The organism is Nonomuraea cavernae (genome assembly GCF_040655715.1).
GTDB classification, from domain to species: domain Bacteria; phylum Actinomycetota; class Actinomycetes; order Streptosporangiales; family Streptosporangiaceae; genus Nonomuraea; species Nonomuraea cavernae_A.
The window spans coordinates 342,026-358,529 of record NZ_JBFAKL010000003.1; the positions used below are offsets into that span (position 1 = coordinate 342,026).

General features: G+C 71.1%; 17 protein-coding genes. 5 read left to right on the forward strand and 12 right to left on the reverse strand.

Going from position 1 to position 16,504, the window contains the following annotated elements; all coding sequences use genetic code 11:
• Positions 1 to 8: 8 nt before the first annotated feature.
• A complete protein-coding gene (locus tag AB0I38_RS06940; RefSeq protein WP_358463174.1) occupies positions 9 to 599 on the forward strand; it encodes a YceI family protein in 591 nt (196 codons plus the stop codon).
• Here the strand turns inward: AB0I38_RS06940 and AB0I38_RS06945 are convergent.
• Complete coding sequence (locus AB0I38_RS06945) at positions 575 to 1,123, reverse strand: CGNR zinc finger domain-containing protein (protein ID WP_358463177.1); 549 nt, start codon at positions 1,121 to 1,123, stop codon at positions 575 to 577. The genes AB0I38_RS06940 and AB0I38_RS06945 overlap by 25 nt on opposite strands.
• Positions 1,124 to 1,193: 70 nt before the next feature.
• Between AB0I38_RS06945 and AB0I38_RS06950 the strand changes: the two genes are divergently transcribed.
• On the forward strand, positions 1,194 to 2,111 hold the full coding sequence (locus AB0I38_RS06950; protein ID WP_358463179.1) for a DMT family transporter: 918 nt from the start codon (positions 1,194 to 1,196) through the stop codon (positions 2,109 to 2,111).
• Here AB0I38_RS06950 and AB0I38_RS06955 read toward each other — a convergent pair.
• The 5 genes from AB0I38_RS06955 to AB0I38_RS06975 all read right to left on the reverse strand — a co-directional run bounded on the left by AB0I38_RS06955 (position 2,051) and on the right by AB0I38_RS06975 (position 5,529).
• Positions 2,051 to 2,440, reverse strand: a complete 390-nt coding sequence (locus tag AB0I38_RS06955; RefSeq protein WP_358463182.1) for a Fur family transcriptional regulator — start codon at positions 2,438 to 2,440, stop codon at positions 2,051 to 2,053. The two genes, AB0I38_RS06950 and AB0I38_RS06955, sit on opposite strands and share 61 nt — an antisense overlap.
• Positions 2,441 to 2,504: 64 nt before the next feature.
• Entirely contained in the window at positions 2,505 to 3,374 is an 870-nt protein-coding gene (locus tag AB0I38_RS06960; protein WP_358463185.1) for a metal ABC transporter permease, read from the reverse strand.
• Positions 3,371 to 4,162 carry a metal ABC transporter ATP-binding protein gene (locus tag AB0I38_RS06965; protein ID WP_358463188.1) on the reverse strand — a complete coding sequence of 264 codons (792 nt, stop codon included), beginning with the start codon at positions 4,160 to 4,162 and terminating at the stop codon, positions 3,371 to 3,373. The genes AB0I38_RS06960 and AB0I38_RS06965 overlap by 4 nt, the downstream gene beginning before the upstream one ends.
• The gene (locus AB0I38_RS06970) at positions 4,162 to 5,049 is read right to left on the reverse strand and encodes a metal ABC transporter substrate-binding protein (RefSeq protein ID WP_358463191.1); all 888 of its coding nucleotides are present in this window, start codon (positions 5,047 to 5,049) and stop codon (positions 4,162 to 4,164) included. Before AB0I38_RS06970 ends, AB0I38_RS06965 begins: the two co-directional genes overlap by 1 nt.
• Before the next feature lie 60 nt (positions 5,050 to 5,109).
• Positions 5,110 to 5,529, reverse strand: a complete 420-nt coding sequence (locus AB0I38_RS06975) for a DUF6703 family protein (RefSeq protein WP_358463194.1) — start codon at positions 5,527 to 5,529, stop codon at positions 5,110 to 5,112.
• Between the two features lie 63 nt (positions 5,530 to 5,592).
• On the opposite strand from AB0I38_RS06975, the gene AB0I38_RS06980 reads away from it, so the two are divergent.
• Together AB0I38_RS06980 and AB0I38_RS06985 are read left to right on the forward strand one after the other, a co-directional pair.
• Entirely contained in the window at positions 5,593 to 5,880 is a 288-nt protein-coding gene (locus AB0I38_RS06980; protein WP_358463196.1) for an antibiotic biosynthesis monooxygenase family protein, read from the forward strand.
• A 90-nt stretch (positions 5,881 to 5,970) separates the two neighbouring features.
• Complete coding sequence (locus AB0I38_RS06985) at positions 5,971 to 7,356, forward strand: glycine--tRNA ligase (RefSeq protein ID WP_358463199.1); 1,386 nt, start codon at positions 5,971 to 5,973, stop codon at positions 7,354 to 7,356.
• Positions 7,357 to 7,486: 130 nt separating this feature from the next.
• On the opposite strand, the gene AB0I38_RS06990 is transcribed toward AB0I38_RS06985, so the two are convergent.
• From AB0I38_RS06990 to AB0I38_RS07015, 6 genes are all read right to left on the reverse strand, one after another.
• Entirely contained in the window at positions 7,487 to 7,696 is a 210-nt protein-coding gene (locus AB0I38_RS06990; RefSeq protein ID WP_358463202.1) for a hypothetical protein, read from the reverse strand.
• A gap of 90 nt (positions 7,697 to 7,786) precedes the next feature.
• Complete coding sequence (locus AB0I38_RS06995; RefSeq protein WP_358463205.1) at positions 7,787 to 8,605, reverse strand: FAD binding domain-containing protein; 819 nt, start codon at positions 8,603 to 8,605, stop codon at positions 7,787 to 7,789.
• On the reverse strand, positions 8,602 to 9,069 hold the full coding sequence (locus AB0I38_RS07000) for a (2Fe-2S)-binding protein (RefSeq protein WP_358463208.1): 468 nt from the start codon (positions 9,067 to 9,069) through the stop codon (positions 8,602 to 8,604). Before AB0I38_RS07000 ends, AB0I38_RS06995 begins: the two co-directional genes overlap by 4 nt.
• Positions 9,059 to 11,362: a xanthine dehydrogenase family protein molybdopterin-binding subunit gene (locus AB0I38_RS07005; protein WP_358463255.1), complete on the reverse strand. Its 2,304-nt coding sequence runs from the start codon at positions 11,360 to 11,362 to the stop codon at positions 9,059 to 9,061. The genes AB0I38_RS07000 and AB0I38_RS07005 overlap by 11 nt, the downstream gene beginning before the upstream one ends.
• 158 nt (positions 11,363 to 11,520) lie before the next feature.
• Positions 11,521 to 12,015 (reverse strand): hypothetical protein, encoded by a 495-nt coding sequence (locus AB0I38_RS07010; protein ID WP_358463211.1) that lies wholly within the window; start codon positions 12,013 to 12,015, stop codon positions 11,521 to 11,523.
• 58 nt (positions 12,016 to 12,073) lie between these two features.
• Entirely contained in the window at positions 12,074 to 13,408 is a 1,335-nt protein-coding gene (locus tag AB0I38_RS07015; RefSeq protein ID WP_358463214.1) for a cytochrome b, read from the reverse strand.
• 224 nt (positions 13,409 to 13,632) lie between these two features.
• On the opposite strand from AB0I38_RS07015, the gene ppdK reads away from it, so the two are divergent.
• Positions 13,633 to 16,305, forward strand: coding sequence for a pyruvate, phosphate dikinase (gene ppdK, locus AB0I38_RS07020; protein ID WP_358463217.1), 2,673 nt, complete (start codon positions 13,633 to 13,635; stop codon positions 16,303 to 16,305).
• Positions 16,306 to 16,504 lie beyond the last annotated feature (199 nt).

Here is a 16,504-nt window from a genome sequence, read left to right on the forward strand (position 1 = left end):
TGGCGGGCATGAAGGGCACAGAGGCATCCCACGCGCATCCGTCCACCGCGCCGGGGCCAGGCGTCTACCACCTGGATCCGGAGGCCACGGAGATCACCTTCGCCACGCGTCACCTCTTCGGCCTCTTGCCCGTCCGCGGATCGTTCGCGCTGGTCAGCGGCGAGGTGCGCGTCGCCGAGCCCTCCACCGACTCGACGGTGGACGTGGTGATCAGGGCGGCCAGCGTCGACACCGGCGTGCCCCCGCGGGACGACAAGGTCAGGTCGGCGGTCTACCTCGACGTCGCCGCCCATCCCGAGATCAGTTTCCGGGCCCGGAGCGTCGAACGCTCCCACGACGGGACCCACGTGCCCGGCGAGCTGACCGTGCGCGGCGTGACCCGGCCCACGGTTCTCACCCTGACCTTCCTCGCCGCCGAGGGCAGCACGCTGCGGGCCCGCGCCGAGGCCACCGTCGACCGCTACGCCTTCGGACTGACCCGGGAGAAGGGCATGACCGGCCGCTACTTCCACCTCGCCATCGAGGTCACCGCGACCCGCGACCTGAAGGGCGGGGTCGCGCACCTGGACAGAGGTCAGGCGCGACGGCGGGCACGGTAGGCGGCAACGTGCATGCGGTTGCCGCAGGTGCGGCTGTCGCAGTAGACGCGGGAGCGGTTGCGCGACTCGTCGACGAAGACCCGCTCGCAGTCGGGGGCCGAGCAGGTGCGCAGCCGCTCCCACTCGCCGTCGACGATCAGGTGGGCCAGAGCCACGCCGCAGTCGGCCGCGAGGTGCTCGGCCAGGGTCGCGTCGGAGGCGAAGTAGTGCATGTGCAGGGGGTGGCCGTCGTGCTCGGTCAACCGGGGGGTGATCCGGCTCTCCGAGAGCATCGCGTTGAGCAGGCGCACGGCCGTCGGCTGGTCGGGGGCGGTGAAGACGCGGTGGAAGGACTGGCGCACCAGCCGCACCTGCCCGAGGTCGCGGGTGGTGAGCGTGTCTATGCCGCTGACCTGGCGTGACCGGGTGAAGGACTGCAGGTCGGCCAGGTCGGCGAGTTCGTCGCCGCCGCCGGTCGAGGGGGAGGTGTTGACCAGCTCGACGAGGGTGGCCAGCGAATGCGCCATGTCATGGCCAAACAGCATGTTGACTCCTGTCGGGACCGGTTCTAGCGTTGTCGCAGCGTATCTCTAGCCACGGCAGTCGGGGGTTTCCGTGAGTGCACATCGGCGTATCGTGCTGATCGCGGTCGCCGGAGCGCTGATCATCTCCACGTCGGCGCCCCTGGTGAGACTGGCGGACGTGGCGCCCGCCACCTCGGCGTTCTTCCGGTGCGCGTACGCGGTTCCGCCGATGATCGTGCTGGCCTGGCTCGAACGGCGCAGGCTGGGCCCCTTGCCCGTCCGCAGCCGTAATCTGGCCTGGCTGGCGGGCCTGCTGTTCGCCCTCGACCTGCTGTTCTGGCACCACGCGATCGACTACGTGGGCGCCGGCCTGGCCACCGTGCTCGGCAACCTGCAGGTGTTCATCGTCGCGTTCGCCGCGTGGGCGCTCTTCCACGAGCGGCCCTCCAACCGGCTGATGATCGCCACGCCGGTGGTGTTCGCCGGGGTCGTGCTGATCTCCGGGGTCTTCGACAACGCCGCCTACGGCTCCGATCCCATGCTCGGGGTGCTCGCCGGCATCGCCACCTCGGTGTCGTACGCCGCCTTCCTGTTGTTGATGAAGGCGGGCTCGCAGCGCACCGCCGGGCCGCTGGCGCATGCCACCGTGGTGGCCGCGCTCGCCATCGCCGCGCTGAGCCCGTTCTTCGGCGGCGCCGACTTCACACCCGACTGGCCCGCGCACGGGTGGCTGCTGCTGCTCGCGCTAGGTCCGCAGGTGCTCGGCTGGATGCTGATCACGTACACGCTGCCCAGGCAGCCCGCCGCGCTCACCGCGCTGCTCCTGCTCGTGCAGCCCCTGACCACGGTGGCGCTGTCGACGGCGGTGCTCGGCGAGCGGCCGTCGCTGCCGCAGCTCGCGGGCTGCGTGGTGATCGTGCTCGGCGTGCTCTACGGCTCGCGGCGCGCTCAGCCGGCCCGGACCGTGGCCGAGCAGGACGAGCAGGTGCCGAAGACCTCGACGGTGTGAGTGATGTCGGTGAAGCCGTGCTCGCCGCCGACCGTCTCGGCCCAGCGCTCGACGGCGGGCCCGGCCACCTCGACGGTGTGGCCGCAGCGGCGGCAGACCAGGTGGTGGTGATGGTCGCCGCTGGCGCACGCGCGGTAGACCGACTCGCCGTCGTCGGTGCGCAGCACGTCGACGTGGCCGCCGTCGGCCAGGGCCTGGAGGGCGCGGTAGACGGTGGTCAGCCCGATCTTGGCGCCGTGCTGGCGCATCTCGGCGTAGACGTCCTGCGCGCTGCGGAAGCCCTCGCTGCGGCGGAGGGTGTCGTGCACGGCGTCGCGTCTCGCGCTCATGACGCCTCCTTCGCGGGCCCCATGACCCCGGCGCTCCGCATGTCGATGCCCTCAGGTCGCACGGTCATGTGACCTCCCTCGCGTTGATCGGCTGCTCGCTCACCGGTGACTCCTGGGCTCGGCCTCGGCGTACGAATCTACCCACACCGAGGGCCAGGACGAAGCCCGCCAGGGCGAGGAGCACGATCGCGGCGCCGGGCGGCACCCTGGGCGACAGGGTGGAGCCGAGCAGCCCGCCCACCGAGGCGAGCACGCCGAACACCATGGCCAGTGCCATCGTGGTGCGAAAACCCCTGGTGAGCTGCTGGCTGGTCGCCACCGGGATCACCAGCAACGCGCTGACGAGCAGCAGGCCGACCACGCGCATGGCGATGACCACGGTGAGCGCGGCGGTGACGGCGATCACCAGGCTGAGCAGGCGCACCGGCAGGCCGCTGGCCCGGGCCATCTCCTCGTCCTGGCAGAGCACGAACAGCTCCCTGCCGAAGATCAGCACGACGGCGATCACCGTGACGGCGAGCGCGCCGATGATCCAGATGTCCTGCGAGGTGACGCTGGCGATCGCGCCGAACAGATAGGAGTTGAGCTTGGCGTTGCTGCCGCCGGGCGCGATGCCCATGAGCATGACGCCGCCCGCGATGCCGCCGTAGAACATCAGCGCGAGCGCGACGTCGCCGCTGGTGCGGCCCCGGGCCCGGACGATCTCGATGGCCACGGCGCCGGCCACGGCGACCAGCACGGCGGTGAGGACGGGCGCGGTGCCGGTCAGGAAGCCGAGCGCGACGCCGGTCAGGGCCACGTGCCCGATGCCGTCGCCGAGGAGTGAGAGCCGCCGCTGCACGATGAACGTGCCCACGGCCGGCGCGCAGAGCCCCACCAGCAGGGCCGCGACGAGCGCCAGCTGGAAGAACTCCTTCTGCAGAAGCGAGATCATGCTTCCCCCTGCCAGCCGTTCAGCGGCCCCGCGGGTGTTCCACGGCCGATGGTCTCCGGCGCGTGCGGGTGCACGTGCTGGTGGCCCGGCCTGGCGCACTCGCCCTCGGGCTGCGGCGGGCTGCCGTCGTAGGCGAGATGGCCGTCGCGGATCACGATGCCGCGGGTGATGAGCGGCTCCAGCGGGCCGAGCTCGTGGGCGACCAGCACGATGGTCCGGCCGTCGCGCGTCAGCCGGGCCAGCGTGTCGGCGAGCAGTTGCTGCGTCTCGGAGTCGACGCCGGCCGTGGGCTCGTCCATGACGTAGACGTCGGGCTCGCCGGCCAGCGCGCGGGCGATCAGCACCCGCTGCTGCTGCCCGCCGGACAGCTCCTGGACCGGATCGCCCGCGCGGTGGGCCAGCCCGACGGCCTCCATGGCCGCGGCCGTGGCCGCGCGGTCGGCGGGGCCGGTGGGGCGCAGCCGGCTCTGCCGGGCGATGCGGCCCGAGCCCACCACCTCGCGGACCGTGGCGGGCACCCCGCCGCCGACCTCCAGCCGCTGGGGCACGTAGCCGACGCGCCACCAGTCGCGAAAACGGGCGGGCGGGCGGTCGTACAGGAGGGTCTGGCCGCCGGACAGCGGGATCAGGCCGAGCAGGGCGCGTACCAGCGTGGACTTGCCGGAGCCGTTGGCGCCCAGCACGGCGACGACCTCGCCGGGGCGTATGGTCAGGTCGACGCCCCGCAGGATGGGCCGCCGGTCGATGGTGACCCGGCCGTCGGTCATCGCGAAGACGGTCTCGTTCATCACGTGCATCCCAGGGCGGAGCGGAGGGCGGTCAGGTTGGCGCGCATGGCCGACAGATAGTCGCCGCCGCCGGGCCGGGTCTCCAGCGGGTCGAGCACCCCCGTCTTGGCGCCGACCTCCTTGGCCAGCACCTCGGCGACCTTGGGGCTGACCAGCGACTCGGTGAAGATCGTGTTGACCTTCTCGGCCCTGGCCAGGCGGGCGACCTCGTCGATGCGGGCGGGGGAGGGCTCGGTCTCGGGGTCGAGCGTGATGCCGATCTGCTTGAGACGGTAGCGGTCGGCCAGGTAGCCGAACGCCTCGTGGGCGGTCACCACGGTCCTGCTCGCGCAGTTTTCCAGGCCCTTGGCGAACTCCTGGTCGAGCGCCCTCAGCTCGGCCGCCGTGCGGGCGGCGCGCTCGCGGTAGCCCTGCGCGTGGGCCGGGTCGGCGGCGGCCAGCCGGTCGCCGAGCGCGGTGGCGACGGCGGCCAGGCGCGAGGGGTCGAGCCAGAGGTGCGGGTCGTAGGAGACCTCGTGCTCGTCCCCCTCCTCGGCGTGCTCGCCCGCGGGGATCGTCTTGACGGCGGTGGCGGCGTCGAAGGCGCGGTCTTCGGTGACCGCCTCGTCCACCGCGGGCTGCACGCCCTTGACGTAGACGGTCAGCGCGGCGTCGTCGAGCTCGGCCACCTGGTACGCGCCCAGCTCCAGATCGTGCGGCTCGACGCCGGGAGCGGTCAGCCCGATCACCTTCGCGTCGGGCCCGGCCACCTGCTCGCTCAGCCACTGCAGCGGATAGATGGCGGCGACGACCTCGGGCCTGCCGCCGGCGGAGGTCTCGCCTCCGCCCGCCCCGCACGCGCCGGCGCTCAGCAGGATGGCGCCGGTCAGGAGACTTACAGCGAGCATTCGGGGCGTTCGCGACATCACGCCCTCAGTATGCGGGAAAATGAAAATGATTGTCAAAATCTATCGAGAGAACGTCTGAAACACCCCGAACCGGTCGGCGGCCAGTACCACCATGAACACCAGCATCACCACGCGCAGCAGCCGCCCGCCGATGCCCAGCGAGGGCCACGACAGGTAGGCCAGCCAGGCCACGAACGCGAGCACCGGCAGCACCGCCAGCCCGCCCGGCCAGGCGGCCACGGCGAACCCCGTCAGCAGCAGCACCACCAGCACGGCCGGCGCCAGCCATCGGGGCACCTGCGTGAACAGGTAGGCCATCGGGGCCGCGCTGCGCGTCTCGACGCTCTTGCGCAGGCCGGTGGCGCCCGGCGTGAAGAACTGCTCGCCCGCGGGCAGCGGGCGCTTCTGCCGCGGAGCCCGGGGGCCGCCGGGGCCCTGCTGAGGGCGGGGGCGCCGGCGGCGGTCGTCGTTGGTGGCCACGGGCCCGAGCCTAGCGCCGCCGGAAACGCCCAGGGCAGGGTGATCGTCTGACATCCTGGTCATGTGCTCGCCGTCATCCGTTACACCGTTCCGGAGTCGCAGTCCCAGGACTTCGTCAAGCAGGGCCACACGATCCTCGACACGCTGGCGGCCCAGCCCGGCTACCTGCGCGGCAGGCTGGCCCGCTCGGTCGACGAGCCCAACCTGTGGGCGCTGGTCAGCGAATGGGAGGGGGCCGGGTTCTACCGCCGGGCGCTGTCGGCCGCGCGGATGGCGATGTACCCCCTGATGATCCTCATGGTCAACGAACCCAGTGCGTTCGAGGACGTCTACACCCAAGACGGGGCGTAGCAGCAGTCGCGCGCGAGGGCTCGCCGATGTCCCCTAAGCTGGGAGCTCACATCCCCTCGCCGACCTCCAGCCGGAAAGAGATCCAACGACATGGCACGCCGTACAGACGTCATGGACACCATCGTCAGCCTCGCCAAGCGCCGCGGGCTCGTCTACCCGTCGAGCGAGATCTACGGCGGGCTGCGGGCGTCGTGGGACTACGGCCCTCTGGGAGTCGAGCTCAAGAACAACGTCAAGCGCCAGTGGTGGCAGAGCGTGGTCCAGATGCGCGACGACGTCGTGGGCCTCGACTCCTGCGTCATCCTGGCTCGCGAGGTCTGGCAGGCCAGCGGCCACGTCGAGACGTTCACCGACCCGCTGACCGAGTGCCAGTCCTGCCACAAGCGTTACCGCGCCGACCACCTGCTGGAGGCGTACGAAGAGAAGAACGGCAGGGCGCCCGAGCGCGGCCTGGCCGACGTCACCTGCCCCAACTGCGGCAACAAGGGCGCCTTCACCGAGCCCCGGCAGTTCAGCGGCCTGCTCAAGACCTACCTGGGCGCCGTCGAGGACGAGTCGGGTCTGGCCTACCTGCGGCCCGAGACCGCGCAGGGCATCTTCATCAACTACCTCAACGTGCAGCAGTCGGCGCGCAAGAAGATCCCGTTCGGCATCGGCCAGATCGGCAAGTCGTTCCGCAACGAGATCACGCCCGGCAACTTCATCTTCCGCACCCGCGAGTTCGAGCAGATGGAGATGGAGTTCTTCGTCAAGCCCGGCACCGACGAGGAGTGGCACCAGTACTGGATCGACGAGCGCTTCCGCTGGTACTCCGACCTGGGCATCAACAAGGACAACCTCCGGCTCTACGAGCACCCCAAGGAGAAGCTGTCCCACTACTCCAAGCGCACGGTCGACGTCGAGTACCGCTTCAACTTCACCGGTGGTGAGTGGGGCGAGCTCGAGGGCATCGCCAACCGCACCGACTTCGACCTGACCGCCCACTCCAAGGCGTCGGGCGTCGACCTGAGCTTCTTCGAGCAGGACACCGGCGAGCGCTACGTCCCGTTCGTCATCGAGCCCGCGGCCGGGGTCGACCGGGCGACGCTGACGTTCATGCTCGACGCCTACACCGAGGACGAGGCGCCCAACGCCAAGGGCGTCATGGAGAAGCGCACGGTCATGCGGCTCGACCACCGGCTGGCCCCGGTCAAGGCCGCGGTGCTGCCGCTGTCGCGCAACGCCGACCTGTCGCCCAAGGCGCGCGACCTGGCGGCCCAGCTGCGCAGGCGGTGGAACGTCGAGTTCGACGACGCCGGCGCGATCGGCCGCCGCTACCGCCGCCAGGATGAGATCGGCACGCCGTTCTGCATCACGGTCGACTTCGACACGCTCGACGACCAGGCCGTGACCATCCGCGAGCGCGACTCGATGGCCCAGGAGCGCATCGCCCTCGACCAGGTCGACTCCTACCTCCGCCAGCACCTCAACGACTGAGAGCTGTTTCTGCGATCAGGCCCTGAGTCAGATGACCCGTCGAGGGACATCGCCAGGGCCTGCCGCGTCGTCAGGTGGCGTGCACGGCGCCACCCGCCCGCCCGGACGTCATGAGCCGACCGAGCCGGGCTCACTCGAAGTCGTCGGGATTGAGCTCCTCGAGTCGCCTGAACTCGTCGTCGTCCTCCAGCCCCGGCGTGGACCCCCACGGCCGGCGCCAGGTCTCCTCTTCGGCCTGTTCCTTCTGCACGTCCTCATCCCGGACAGCCTTTTCCTGGACGGCCTTTTCCTGGTCGGCACGGTCGGCACTGGCCGGCGCATGCTCTGGTTGCCTGCGCATTTCTCCCCCTATGCCACCCTTATCCCTCCCCTGGGAGCGCGGGTCGAACCGTCGGAGGCCGGCGCCGCCACGACGCCGCCGGCCTCCGGCTCAGAGGGCCAGGGCGCGCCCGACCAGGACCTCGGCGAGGTGCGCGCGATAGGACGAGCTCGCCACCGCGTTGTCGGGCGGTTCGCAGCCTCGCGCGGCGAGCGACTTGGCCTCGGCGGCGGGGGTTCCCGCCGCCAGCGCCTCCTCCACCGCCACCGCCCGCAGCGGCGTCGGCCCCATGCCGATCAGCGCGACAGCCGTGCGCCCGCCGGGCCGCGACTGGACGGCGACCCCGACCACGGCCCAGTCCAGGGCGCGGCGGCTGAACTTCTCGAAGGCGTACGCCAGGCCGCCGGCGGCCGGCAGCCGGATCTCGGTGAGCAGCTCGTCCGCCGCCAGCGCGCTCTGACGCGGACCGGTGAAGAACTCCCCGGCCGGGATCTCCCGGACTCCCGCCGGGCCCCGCGCCACCAGCACGCCGTCCAGGGCGAGCACGGCCGCGGCCAGGTCGGCGGCCGGGTCGGCGTGGGCCAGCGAGCCGCCGATCGTGCCCCGGTTGCGCACCTGCGGATCGCCGATCCGGCGCGCGGCGGCGGCCAGCAACGGCACGTGCTCGGCGACCACCGGATCCCGCTCCAGGATCCGGTGACTGGTCAGCGCGCCGACCGCCACCTGATCGCCGTCCCGCCTGACGTACGAGAGCTCGCGGAGGCGGCCGATGTCGACCAGGACGCCCGGCTCGGCCCGCCGCAGCTTCATCGCGGGCAGTAGGGAGTGGCCGCCCGCCAGCAGCCTGGCGGCGCCGCCGTGCCGGGAGAGCTCGGCGAGGGCCTCCTGGACGGAGCCCGCGCGCACGTAGGAGAAGCCCGCCGGGATCATCGCGCTCCTCCGTTCGCGGCCGCCCACTGGACCGACTCGACGATCATCTGGTAGCCGGTGCACCGGCACATGTTGCCCTTCAGCCCGTCGCGGATCTCCTGCTCCGACGGGTCGGGCCGCTCGGTGAGCAGCGCGGTGGCGGCCATGACCATGCCCGGCGTGCAGAAACCGCACTGCAGGCCGTGACACTGCCGGAAGCCCTCCTGTACGGGGGACAGCCCGTCCGGCCCGCCCAGCCCCTCGACCGTGGTGACCGAGCAGCCGTCGGCCTGCGCGGCCAGGACGGTGCAGGACTTCACCGCCGCGCCGTCGAGCATGACCGTGCAGGCGCCGCAGCTGGAGGTGTCGCAGCCGACGTGGGTGCCGGTCAGCGACAGCGTGTCGCGCAGGAAGTGGACGAGCAGCTGCCGGGGCTCGACCTCCCGGCTGTGCGGCTGCCCGTTGACGGTGATCTCAACTCGCATGGTGCATGGCCTTCCAGACTCGTTCCGGCGTGCAGGGCATTTCCACGTCGCGCACGCCGAGATGGGCGAGCGCGTCCACGACGGCGTTCACCACGGCCTGCGGCGCGGCCGTGGCGCCCGCCTCACCGAGCCCCTTGGCGCCGAGCGGGTTGAAGCTGGACTTGGTCTCGATGTGGTGGGTCTCGTAGCTGGGCAGGTCGAGCATGCCCGGCACCATGTAGTCCTCCAGCGAGGCGGCGAGCGGCCGGCCGTCGGCGTCGAAGGAGACCTTCTCGTACAGGGCCTGGGCGATGCCCTGCGCCACCCCGCCGTGGATCTGCCCGCGCGCCGTCATCGGGTTGATGACGGTCCCGCAGTCGTCCACGCACACGTAGCGCAGGACGTGCACATGCCCGGTGTCGCGGTCGATCTCCACCACGCAGCCGTGCGCGCCGCTCGGGTAGCTCAGGTTCGACGGCTCGTAGTACGAGGTGCACTCCAGTCCGAGCCCGGTGCCGGCGGGGAGCAGGTGCGGCTTGAAGGAGCGCTCGGCCACCGCGGCCAGGCTCACCTCCGCCGTGGGGACGCCCTTGACCTGGAAGCCCGCGTCCACCCTCACCAGGTCGTCGCCCTCGGCCTCCAGCATGTGCGCCGCGATGAGCCTGGCCTTGGCCGCCACGTCCGCCGCGGCCTGCCGTACGGCGTTGCCCGCGACCGGCATGCCCCGGCTGCCCATCGTGCCGATGCCCTCCTGCACGACTGCCGTGTCGCCGTAGAGCACGCTGATGGCGTCGAAGGGCACTCCCAGCTCGTCGGCCGCGATCTGGGCCAGGGCGGTCTGGTGCCCCTGCCCGTGCGGGGCGGTGCCGACCAGGATGATCGCCGAGCCGTCCGGCTGCAGCCGGACGTTCGCCGACTCCCAGCCGCCGATGTAGCCGAACTGCTCGAACAGCGGCGTGGGCCCGAACCCGCCCATCTCCACGAACGTGGACAGCCCGACGCCGAGCAGCTTGGCGCCGGGATCGGCGCGCCGCCGCTCCTGCTCCTCGCGCAGCCCGGCGTAGTCCAGCCGGCTCAGCAGCAGGTCCAGGGCGGCCGGGTAGTCGGCCTCGTCGTACACGATCCCCTCGAAGGGCGTCTGGTACGGCATCTCGCCCGGCTGGACGAGGTTCACCCGTCGGACGTCGGCCGGGTCCTTGCCGAGCCGGCGGGCGACGAGGTCGACGACCCGCTCGATCAGGAAGCTCGCCTCGGGCCGTCCCGCACCCCGGTAGGAGGCAGTAGGCGTTGTGTTTGTAACGACGCTTCTGAACCGTGCGGCGATCTTCGGGATCCGGTAGCAGCCGCCGAGCATGTACGAGGTGAGCGTGGCGAGTGCGATGCCCACCGGGTCGGGCACGCCGCCCGTGTTGACGGTGAGCGTCACGTCCAGGGCGAGGATCGTGCCCTCGTCGTCGAACCCGACCTCGACCTCCTGGATCTGGTCACGGCCGTGGTAGGTGTGCACCATGTGCTCGCCGCGCGTCTCGACGAACTTGACCGGCCTGCTGAGCCTGCGCGACAGCTCGGGCGCGAGGAACAACTCCGGCATGAACGACGACTTCACCCCGAAGGCGCCGCCGACGTCGGGCGCGATGACCCGCACGAGGTGCCTGGCGAGCCCGAACCGCTCGGCGATCTCCGCCCGGACCCGGTGGGGCGCCTGCACCGTGGCCCAGATGGTGGGACCGGCTCCGGTCCAGTCGGCCAGCACCCCGTACGGTTCGAGGGGCGCGCCGGCGCAGCGCTGGTTGACCAGGCGGGCGCGCAGGCGGTGGGGCGAGGCGTCAAGCTCGTCCGCCACGTCGTGCGGCGTCACCTGCTGCTCCAGGGCGAGGTTGCTCTCCAGCGGCGCGAAGATCGGTACGGCGTCCGGCGCGAGGGCGTCGGCCACCGTCGCCATCACCGGCAGCGGCTCGTACTCCACCCGCACGGCCCGGGCCGCGTCCGCGGCGAGGTAGCGGTCGGTCGCGACCACCACGGCCACCGGCTCGCCGACGTAGTGGACCTTGTCGCCTGCCAGGTAGCTACGTTCCAGGCCGGGTACGGACGGCCTGGCCGGGAGCTCGGCGAAGTCCTTCGCGGTCCACACGCCGACCACGCCCGGCAGGGCTCTGGCCGCGTCGGCGTCGATCCGGGTGATGAGCGCGTGGGCCTCACCACTGTGCACATAGACCATGTGGAGCAGTCCGGGACGATGAATGTCGTCCACGAACGTGCCGCGTCCGGTCAGCAGCGCGGCGTCCTCCTTGCGCGGTACAGCCGAGCCGATCATCGTCACGGGCCACCTCCGTGGCTGCCAAAAGCAGGCGTCGTTAGGAGTATGGCCACTTATCTTGTCCGTGCTGGGCCTCCCCGGCAAGACCTCCGGGCCATCTCGCGGGTGGACGCCGGAATTGACAACCGCCGGACGGACACGGTAAGGCCGCGTTTCTACTCCAGCACCCGGCCGACCAGCTCGCCCTCGCGGGGGACCGCCAGGCAGTACGCCGTCCGCGCGCCGGGCCACTCGTGCTCCAGAGGAGGGAGCACGCCGGCCTCGACCGTCTCACGCTTCGACGCCTTGATCCGCAGCCTCGGGGCGCACCACGCCAGGGCCTCCCGCCTCGCCTCCTCCTCGCCGGGCCAGGGGCCCTCGGGCAGCACGTAGATCGAGGCGTACTCGGCGGCGTGCGGGTGCCCGCACGGCACGAGCGTCGCGACGAGGTCATGGGGGAGGTCGAGCAGGCAGTCACCGGGACGCAGGTAGGTCGCGTGGTGGCGCGACGTCTCCGGGGTGGGGCCCGGCCCCGGCGTCTCGGCCGCGCTGCTCGGGCTGTCCCGCACGGCCGTGGCCGGGGTGGTCGAGGTGCCGGTGGAGCATGCCGGACCCGCCCAGAGAAGGCAGACCGTGATAGCGGTCAGGCGATGGCGTGCGCGCAGGGGCATGAAGACCGAGGGTCGCAGTTCCCGATCACCGTCCGGTCGCGGAAAAGGTGGCAAAGGGTCACACCGTGCGGCGGGCGGCCCGGCGGCGGCAGGAGGCCAGGGTGACGGCGTAGGCGATCGGGGGCAGCACGAACACCGCGACGCGCAGGCCGTACACGATGGCCAGGTAGGTGTCGTGCGGGGCGGCGAGCAGCGGCGTCGGCGCGGCCGGATCGGGAGGGATCTCCGAGACCCACGTCGCCGCCCAGACCATCGTGAAGAACGTGATGACCGCGACGCCCGCCGCGGTGCGGACCGGCACCTGGGAGGGGCGGTCCAGCAGGTGGTGGGAGCCACGGTCACCGGTCAGGCGGCGGTCGACGAACGGATAGCAGAGCAGCACCAGGAAGAACGCCGCCAGTACGAGCATCGGGATCCAGAGCCCGGCCTGCAGCACGTACCCGCCCACCGTGATCTCCCAGGGCGGGGTCAGGCGCAGGCCGCCGTCGAGCACGCCGAAGTACCAGAACGGCTGGGCCGACGGCGGCGGCCTGCCCGGCTGGTAGGCGCCGTGCTCCCAGACCGGGTTGACCCGGACCAACGTGGCGAGCAGCGCGATGGCCGCCATGGTGAACAGGGCGGTGGCGCCGTTCTTGACCGCGAAGTAGGGGAAGAAGGGGCCGCCCGTCACCTTCGACTCGTCGGAGCCGGCGACGCGGCGCTCGGTGTGCTTCTGCCGCCAGGTCAGGATCAGCCCGTGCAGCGGCACCACGGCCAGCAGGATCCCGGGGACCAGCAGCACGTGCGTGACGAACAGCCGCGGCACGACCTCGCCGGGGAACGTCCCGCCGAAGACGAACTGCGACAGGTAGGTGCCGGCCAGCGGGATCGACAGCAGCAGGCCCTGCGCCTCGCGCAGCCCGGTGAACGCCAGCTGGTCGGCGGTGAGCGAGACGCCCAGGAACGACTCGAACAGCACCAGCCCGAACAGCAGCACGCCCAGCATCCAGGTCAGCTCGCGCGGCTTGCGGAAGGCGCCGGTGAAGAAGACGCGGAACAGGTGGGCCACGATCGACAGCACGAACACCGTCGCCCCCCAGTGGTGTAACTGCCGCACCAGCAGGCCGCCGCGCACCTCCAGGCTGAGCTCCCGCACCGACGCGAACGCCAGCTGAGGGTCGGGCTGGTAGAAGAACGTCAGGAAGGTGCCGGTCAGCACGATCAGGACGAACGAGTAGAGCGCCAGTTCGCCCAGCAGGAACGACCAGTGGCTCGGGAAGAGCTTGCGCAGGTTGGGGCGGAGCCAGCGGCCCAGGCCGAGGCGGTCGTCCAGGTAGAGCGCGCCACCCCGCGCCGCCCGCGTGGAGCCGGCGGCCAGGCGGGCGCGGACCTTGGGCTTCGTCGGAGTGGCCACGGCGCCTCCTGTGGGGGTGATCCGATTGTGCACCGGTCCTTCGGGTTTCTCAAGAATTGGTGTAAACCAATTGGTATAAACCACTTCGCCAGGCATGCGAATATCAATTGGATTAGACCGGTCTATGGCTGTTTACCTGCGGAAACGATGACTTAACCGATGAGTGCAGTTTCGTCATCAAAGTCACCGGTAGAGTCCGATCAGAGGCGTTGATTGGAGCTGTGGTGGCCAAGTTCGTTTACGATTTCACCGAGGGCAACAGGAATCTCAAGGATCTACTCGGCGGCAAAGGAGCCAACCTCGCCGAGATGACCAACCTTGGGCTGCCCGTCCCGCCCGGGTTCACGATCACCACCGAGGCCTGCCGGCACTACCTCACGCAGGACACGGTCCCCGACGGTTTCGACCAGGAGGTCGCGGAGCATCTGGCCGCCCTGGAGCGGCAGATGGGGCGCACGCTCGGCCAGGCCGACGACCCGCTGCTCGTCAGTGTTCGCTCGGGCGCGAAGTTCTCGATGCCCGGCATGATGGAGACCGTGCTCAACATCGGGCTCAACGACGAGTCCGTGCACGGCCTGGTCAAGCAGGCCGGCGGCAACGACCGCTTCGCCTGGGACTCCTACCGCAGGCTCATCCAGATGTTCGGCAAGACCGTGCTCGGCATCGACGGCGAGCACTTCGAGCACGCGCTCGACACCCTCAAGGGCGACCGTCAGGACACCGACCTGGCGGCCACCGAACTGCAGGCGCTGGTCGAGACCTTCAAGGGCATCGTCCGCGAGCAGACCGGCCACGACTTCCCGGCCGACCCCCGCGAGCAGATGCGCCAGGCCGTCATGGCGGTCTTCGACTCCTGGAACGCCCCGCGCGCCATCCTGTACCGCCGCCAGGAGCGCATCCCCGCCGACCTCGGCACCGCCGTCAACATCGTCGCCATGGTCTTCGGCAACTGCGGCGACGACTCGGGCACCGGCGTCGCCTTCACCCGCGACCCCGGCTCCGGCCACCAGGGCATCTACGGCGACTACCTGCAGAACGCGCAGGGCGAGGACGTGGTCGCGGGCATCCGCAACACGATCCCGCTGCAGGACCTGGAGCGCCTCGACAAGAGCAGCTACGACGAGCTCCTGGCGATCATGGAGAAGCTCGAGAACCACTACCGCGACCTGTGCGACATCGAGTTCACCGTCGAGCGCGGCAAGCTGTGGATGCTGCAGACCCGGGTCGGCAAGCGCACCGCCGCGGCCGCGTTCCGGATCGCCACCCAGCTCGTCGACCAGGGGCTCATCACCCTCGACGAGGCCGTCACCCGGGTCACGGGCGACCAGCTGGCCCAGCTGATGTTCCCGCGCTTCGACACCGGCGCCGACAAGAAGAAGATCGCCAAGGGCATGAACGCCTCGCCCGGCGCGGCGGTCGGCAAGGCCGTCTTCTCCTCCGAGCGCGCCGTCGAGCTGGCCGCCCAGGGTGAGGACGTCATCCTGGTGCGCCGCGAGACCAACCCCGACGACCTCTCCGGCATGATCGCCGCCCGTGGCGTCCTCACCAGCCGCGGCGGCAAGACCTCGCACGCCGCCGTGGTCGCCCGCGGCATGGGCAAGACCTGCGTCTGCGGCGCCGAGGAGCTCGACGTGTCCACCTCCGAGCGGAGGTTCACCGCGCCGGGCGGCGTGGTGGTCACCGAGGGCGAGGTCATCTCCATCGACGGCAGCACCGGCGAGATCTTCCTCGGCGAGGTGCCCGTCGTGGACTCCGCCGTGGTGGAGTACTTCGAGCGCGGCGGCGCGCTCCAGGAGGACGGCCTGGATCGCGAGGGCGAGCTGGTGCGAGCCGTCGACCGGATCATGCGGCACGCCGACGCCACCCGGCGGCTGGGCGTGCGGGCCAACGCCGACACGCCCGAGGACTCGGCCAGGGCCCGCCGCTTCGGCGCGCAGGGCATCGGGCTGTGCCGCACCGAGCACATGTTCCTGGGCGAGCGGCGCCAGCTGGTCGAGGACCTGGTGCTGGCCTCGGGCGAGGAGGAGCGGCAGGCGGCGCTGGACGCGCTCGAACCGCTCCAGAAGTCCGACTTCATCGGGATATTTCAGGCGATGGGGGACCTGCCGGTGACGGTGCGCCTCATCGACCCGCCCCTCCACGAGTTCCTGCCCGACCTCACCGACCTGTCCGTCAAGATCGCACTGGCCGACGCCGGTCACGGCGAGGTCTCCGTCAAGGATCGCGAGCTGCTGACCGCCGTCAAGAGACTGCACGAGCAGAACCCCATGCTCGGCCTGCGCGGGGTACGCCTCGGGCTGGTCATCCCCGGCCTGTTCGCCATGCAGGTACGGGCCATCGCCCAGGCCGCCAAGGAGGTGCCCGGAGCCCGGCCCGAGATCATGATCCCGCTCATCGCCGCCGTACAGGAGCTGGAGGCCGTCCGCGAGGAGGTCGCCGCGATCCTGGCCGAGACCGGCGTCGACGCCCTGATCGGCACCATGATCGAGACACCGAGGGCGGCGCTGACCGCCGGCCAGGTGGCCGAGGCCGCCGAGTTCTTCTCCTTCGGCACCAACGACCTGACCCAGATGGCGTGGGCGTTCTCCCGCGACGACGTCGAGGCCGCGTTCTTCTCCCGCTACCTGGATCTCGGCATCTTCGGGGTCTCCCCGTTCGAGACCCTCGACCAGGAGGGCGTCGGCCGCCTCGTCAGGCTCGCCGCCGAGGAGGGGCGCGCAGCCCGGCCGGACCTCAAGCTCGGCATCTGCGGTGAGCACGGCGGTGACCCCGACTCGGTGCACTTCTGCCACGACGTCGGGCTCGACTACGTCTCCTGCTCGCCGTTCCGCATCCCGGTCGCCCGCCTGGAGGCCGGCCGGGCCGCGCTCAGCGACAACGACTCCGACAGCCGCTGACCGGGGGGCACCAAGCACCTACAGCGTGGATGCGCCGTCCTTCAGGGCGGGGAGGAAACGCGGTACGGTCGGGCACTTGTGTCTCCCGTTTGTGTCGGTGGTGATCGGTAGGTTGGTCGGCGTGTCCCGCTTCCGGCTTCAGCCCTCGCCTGCCCAGGAGGCGGCGTTGCTGGAGCATTGCGGGCATGCGCGGTTCGTG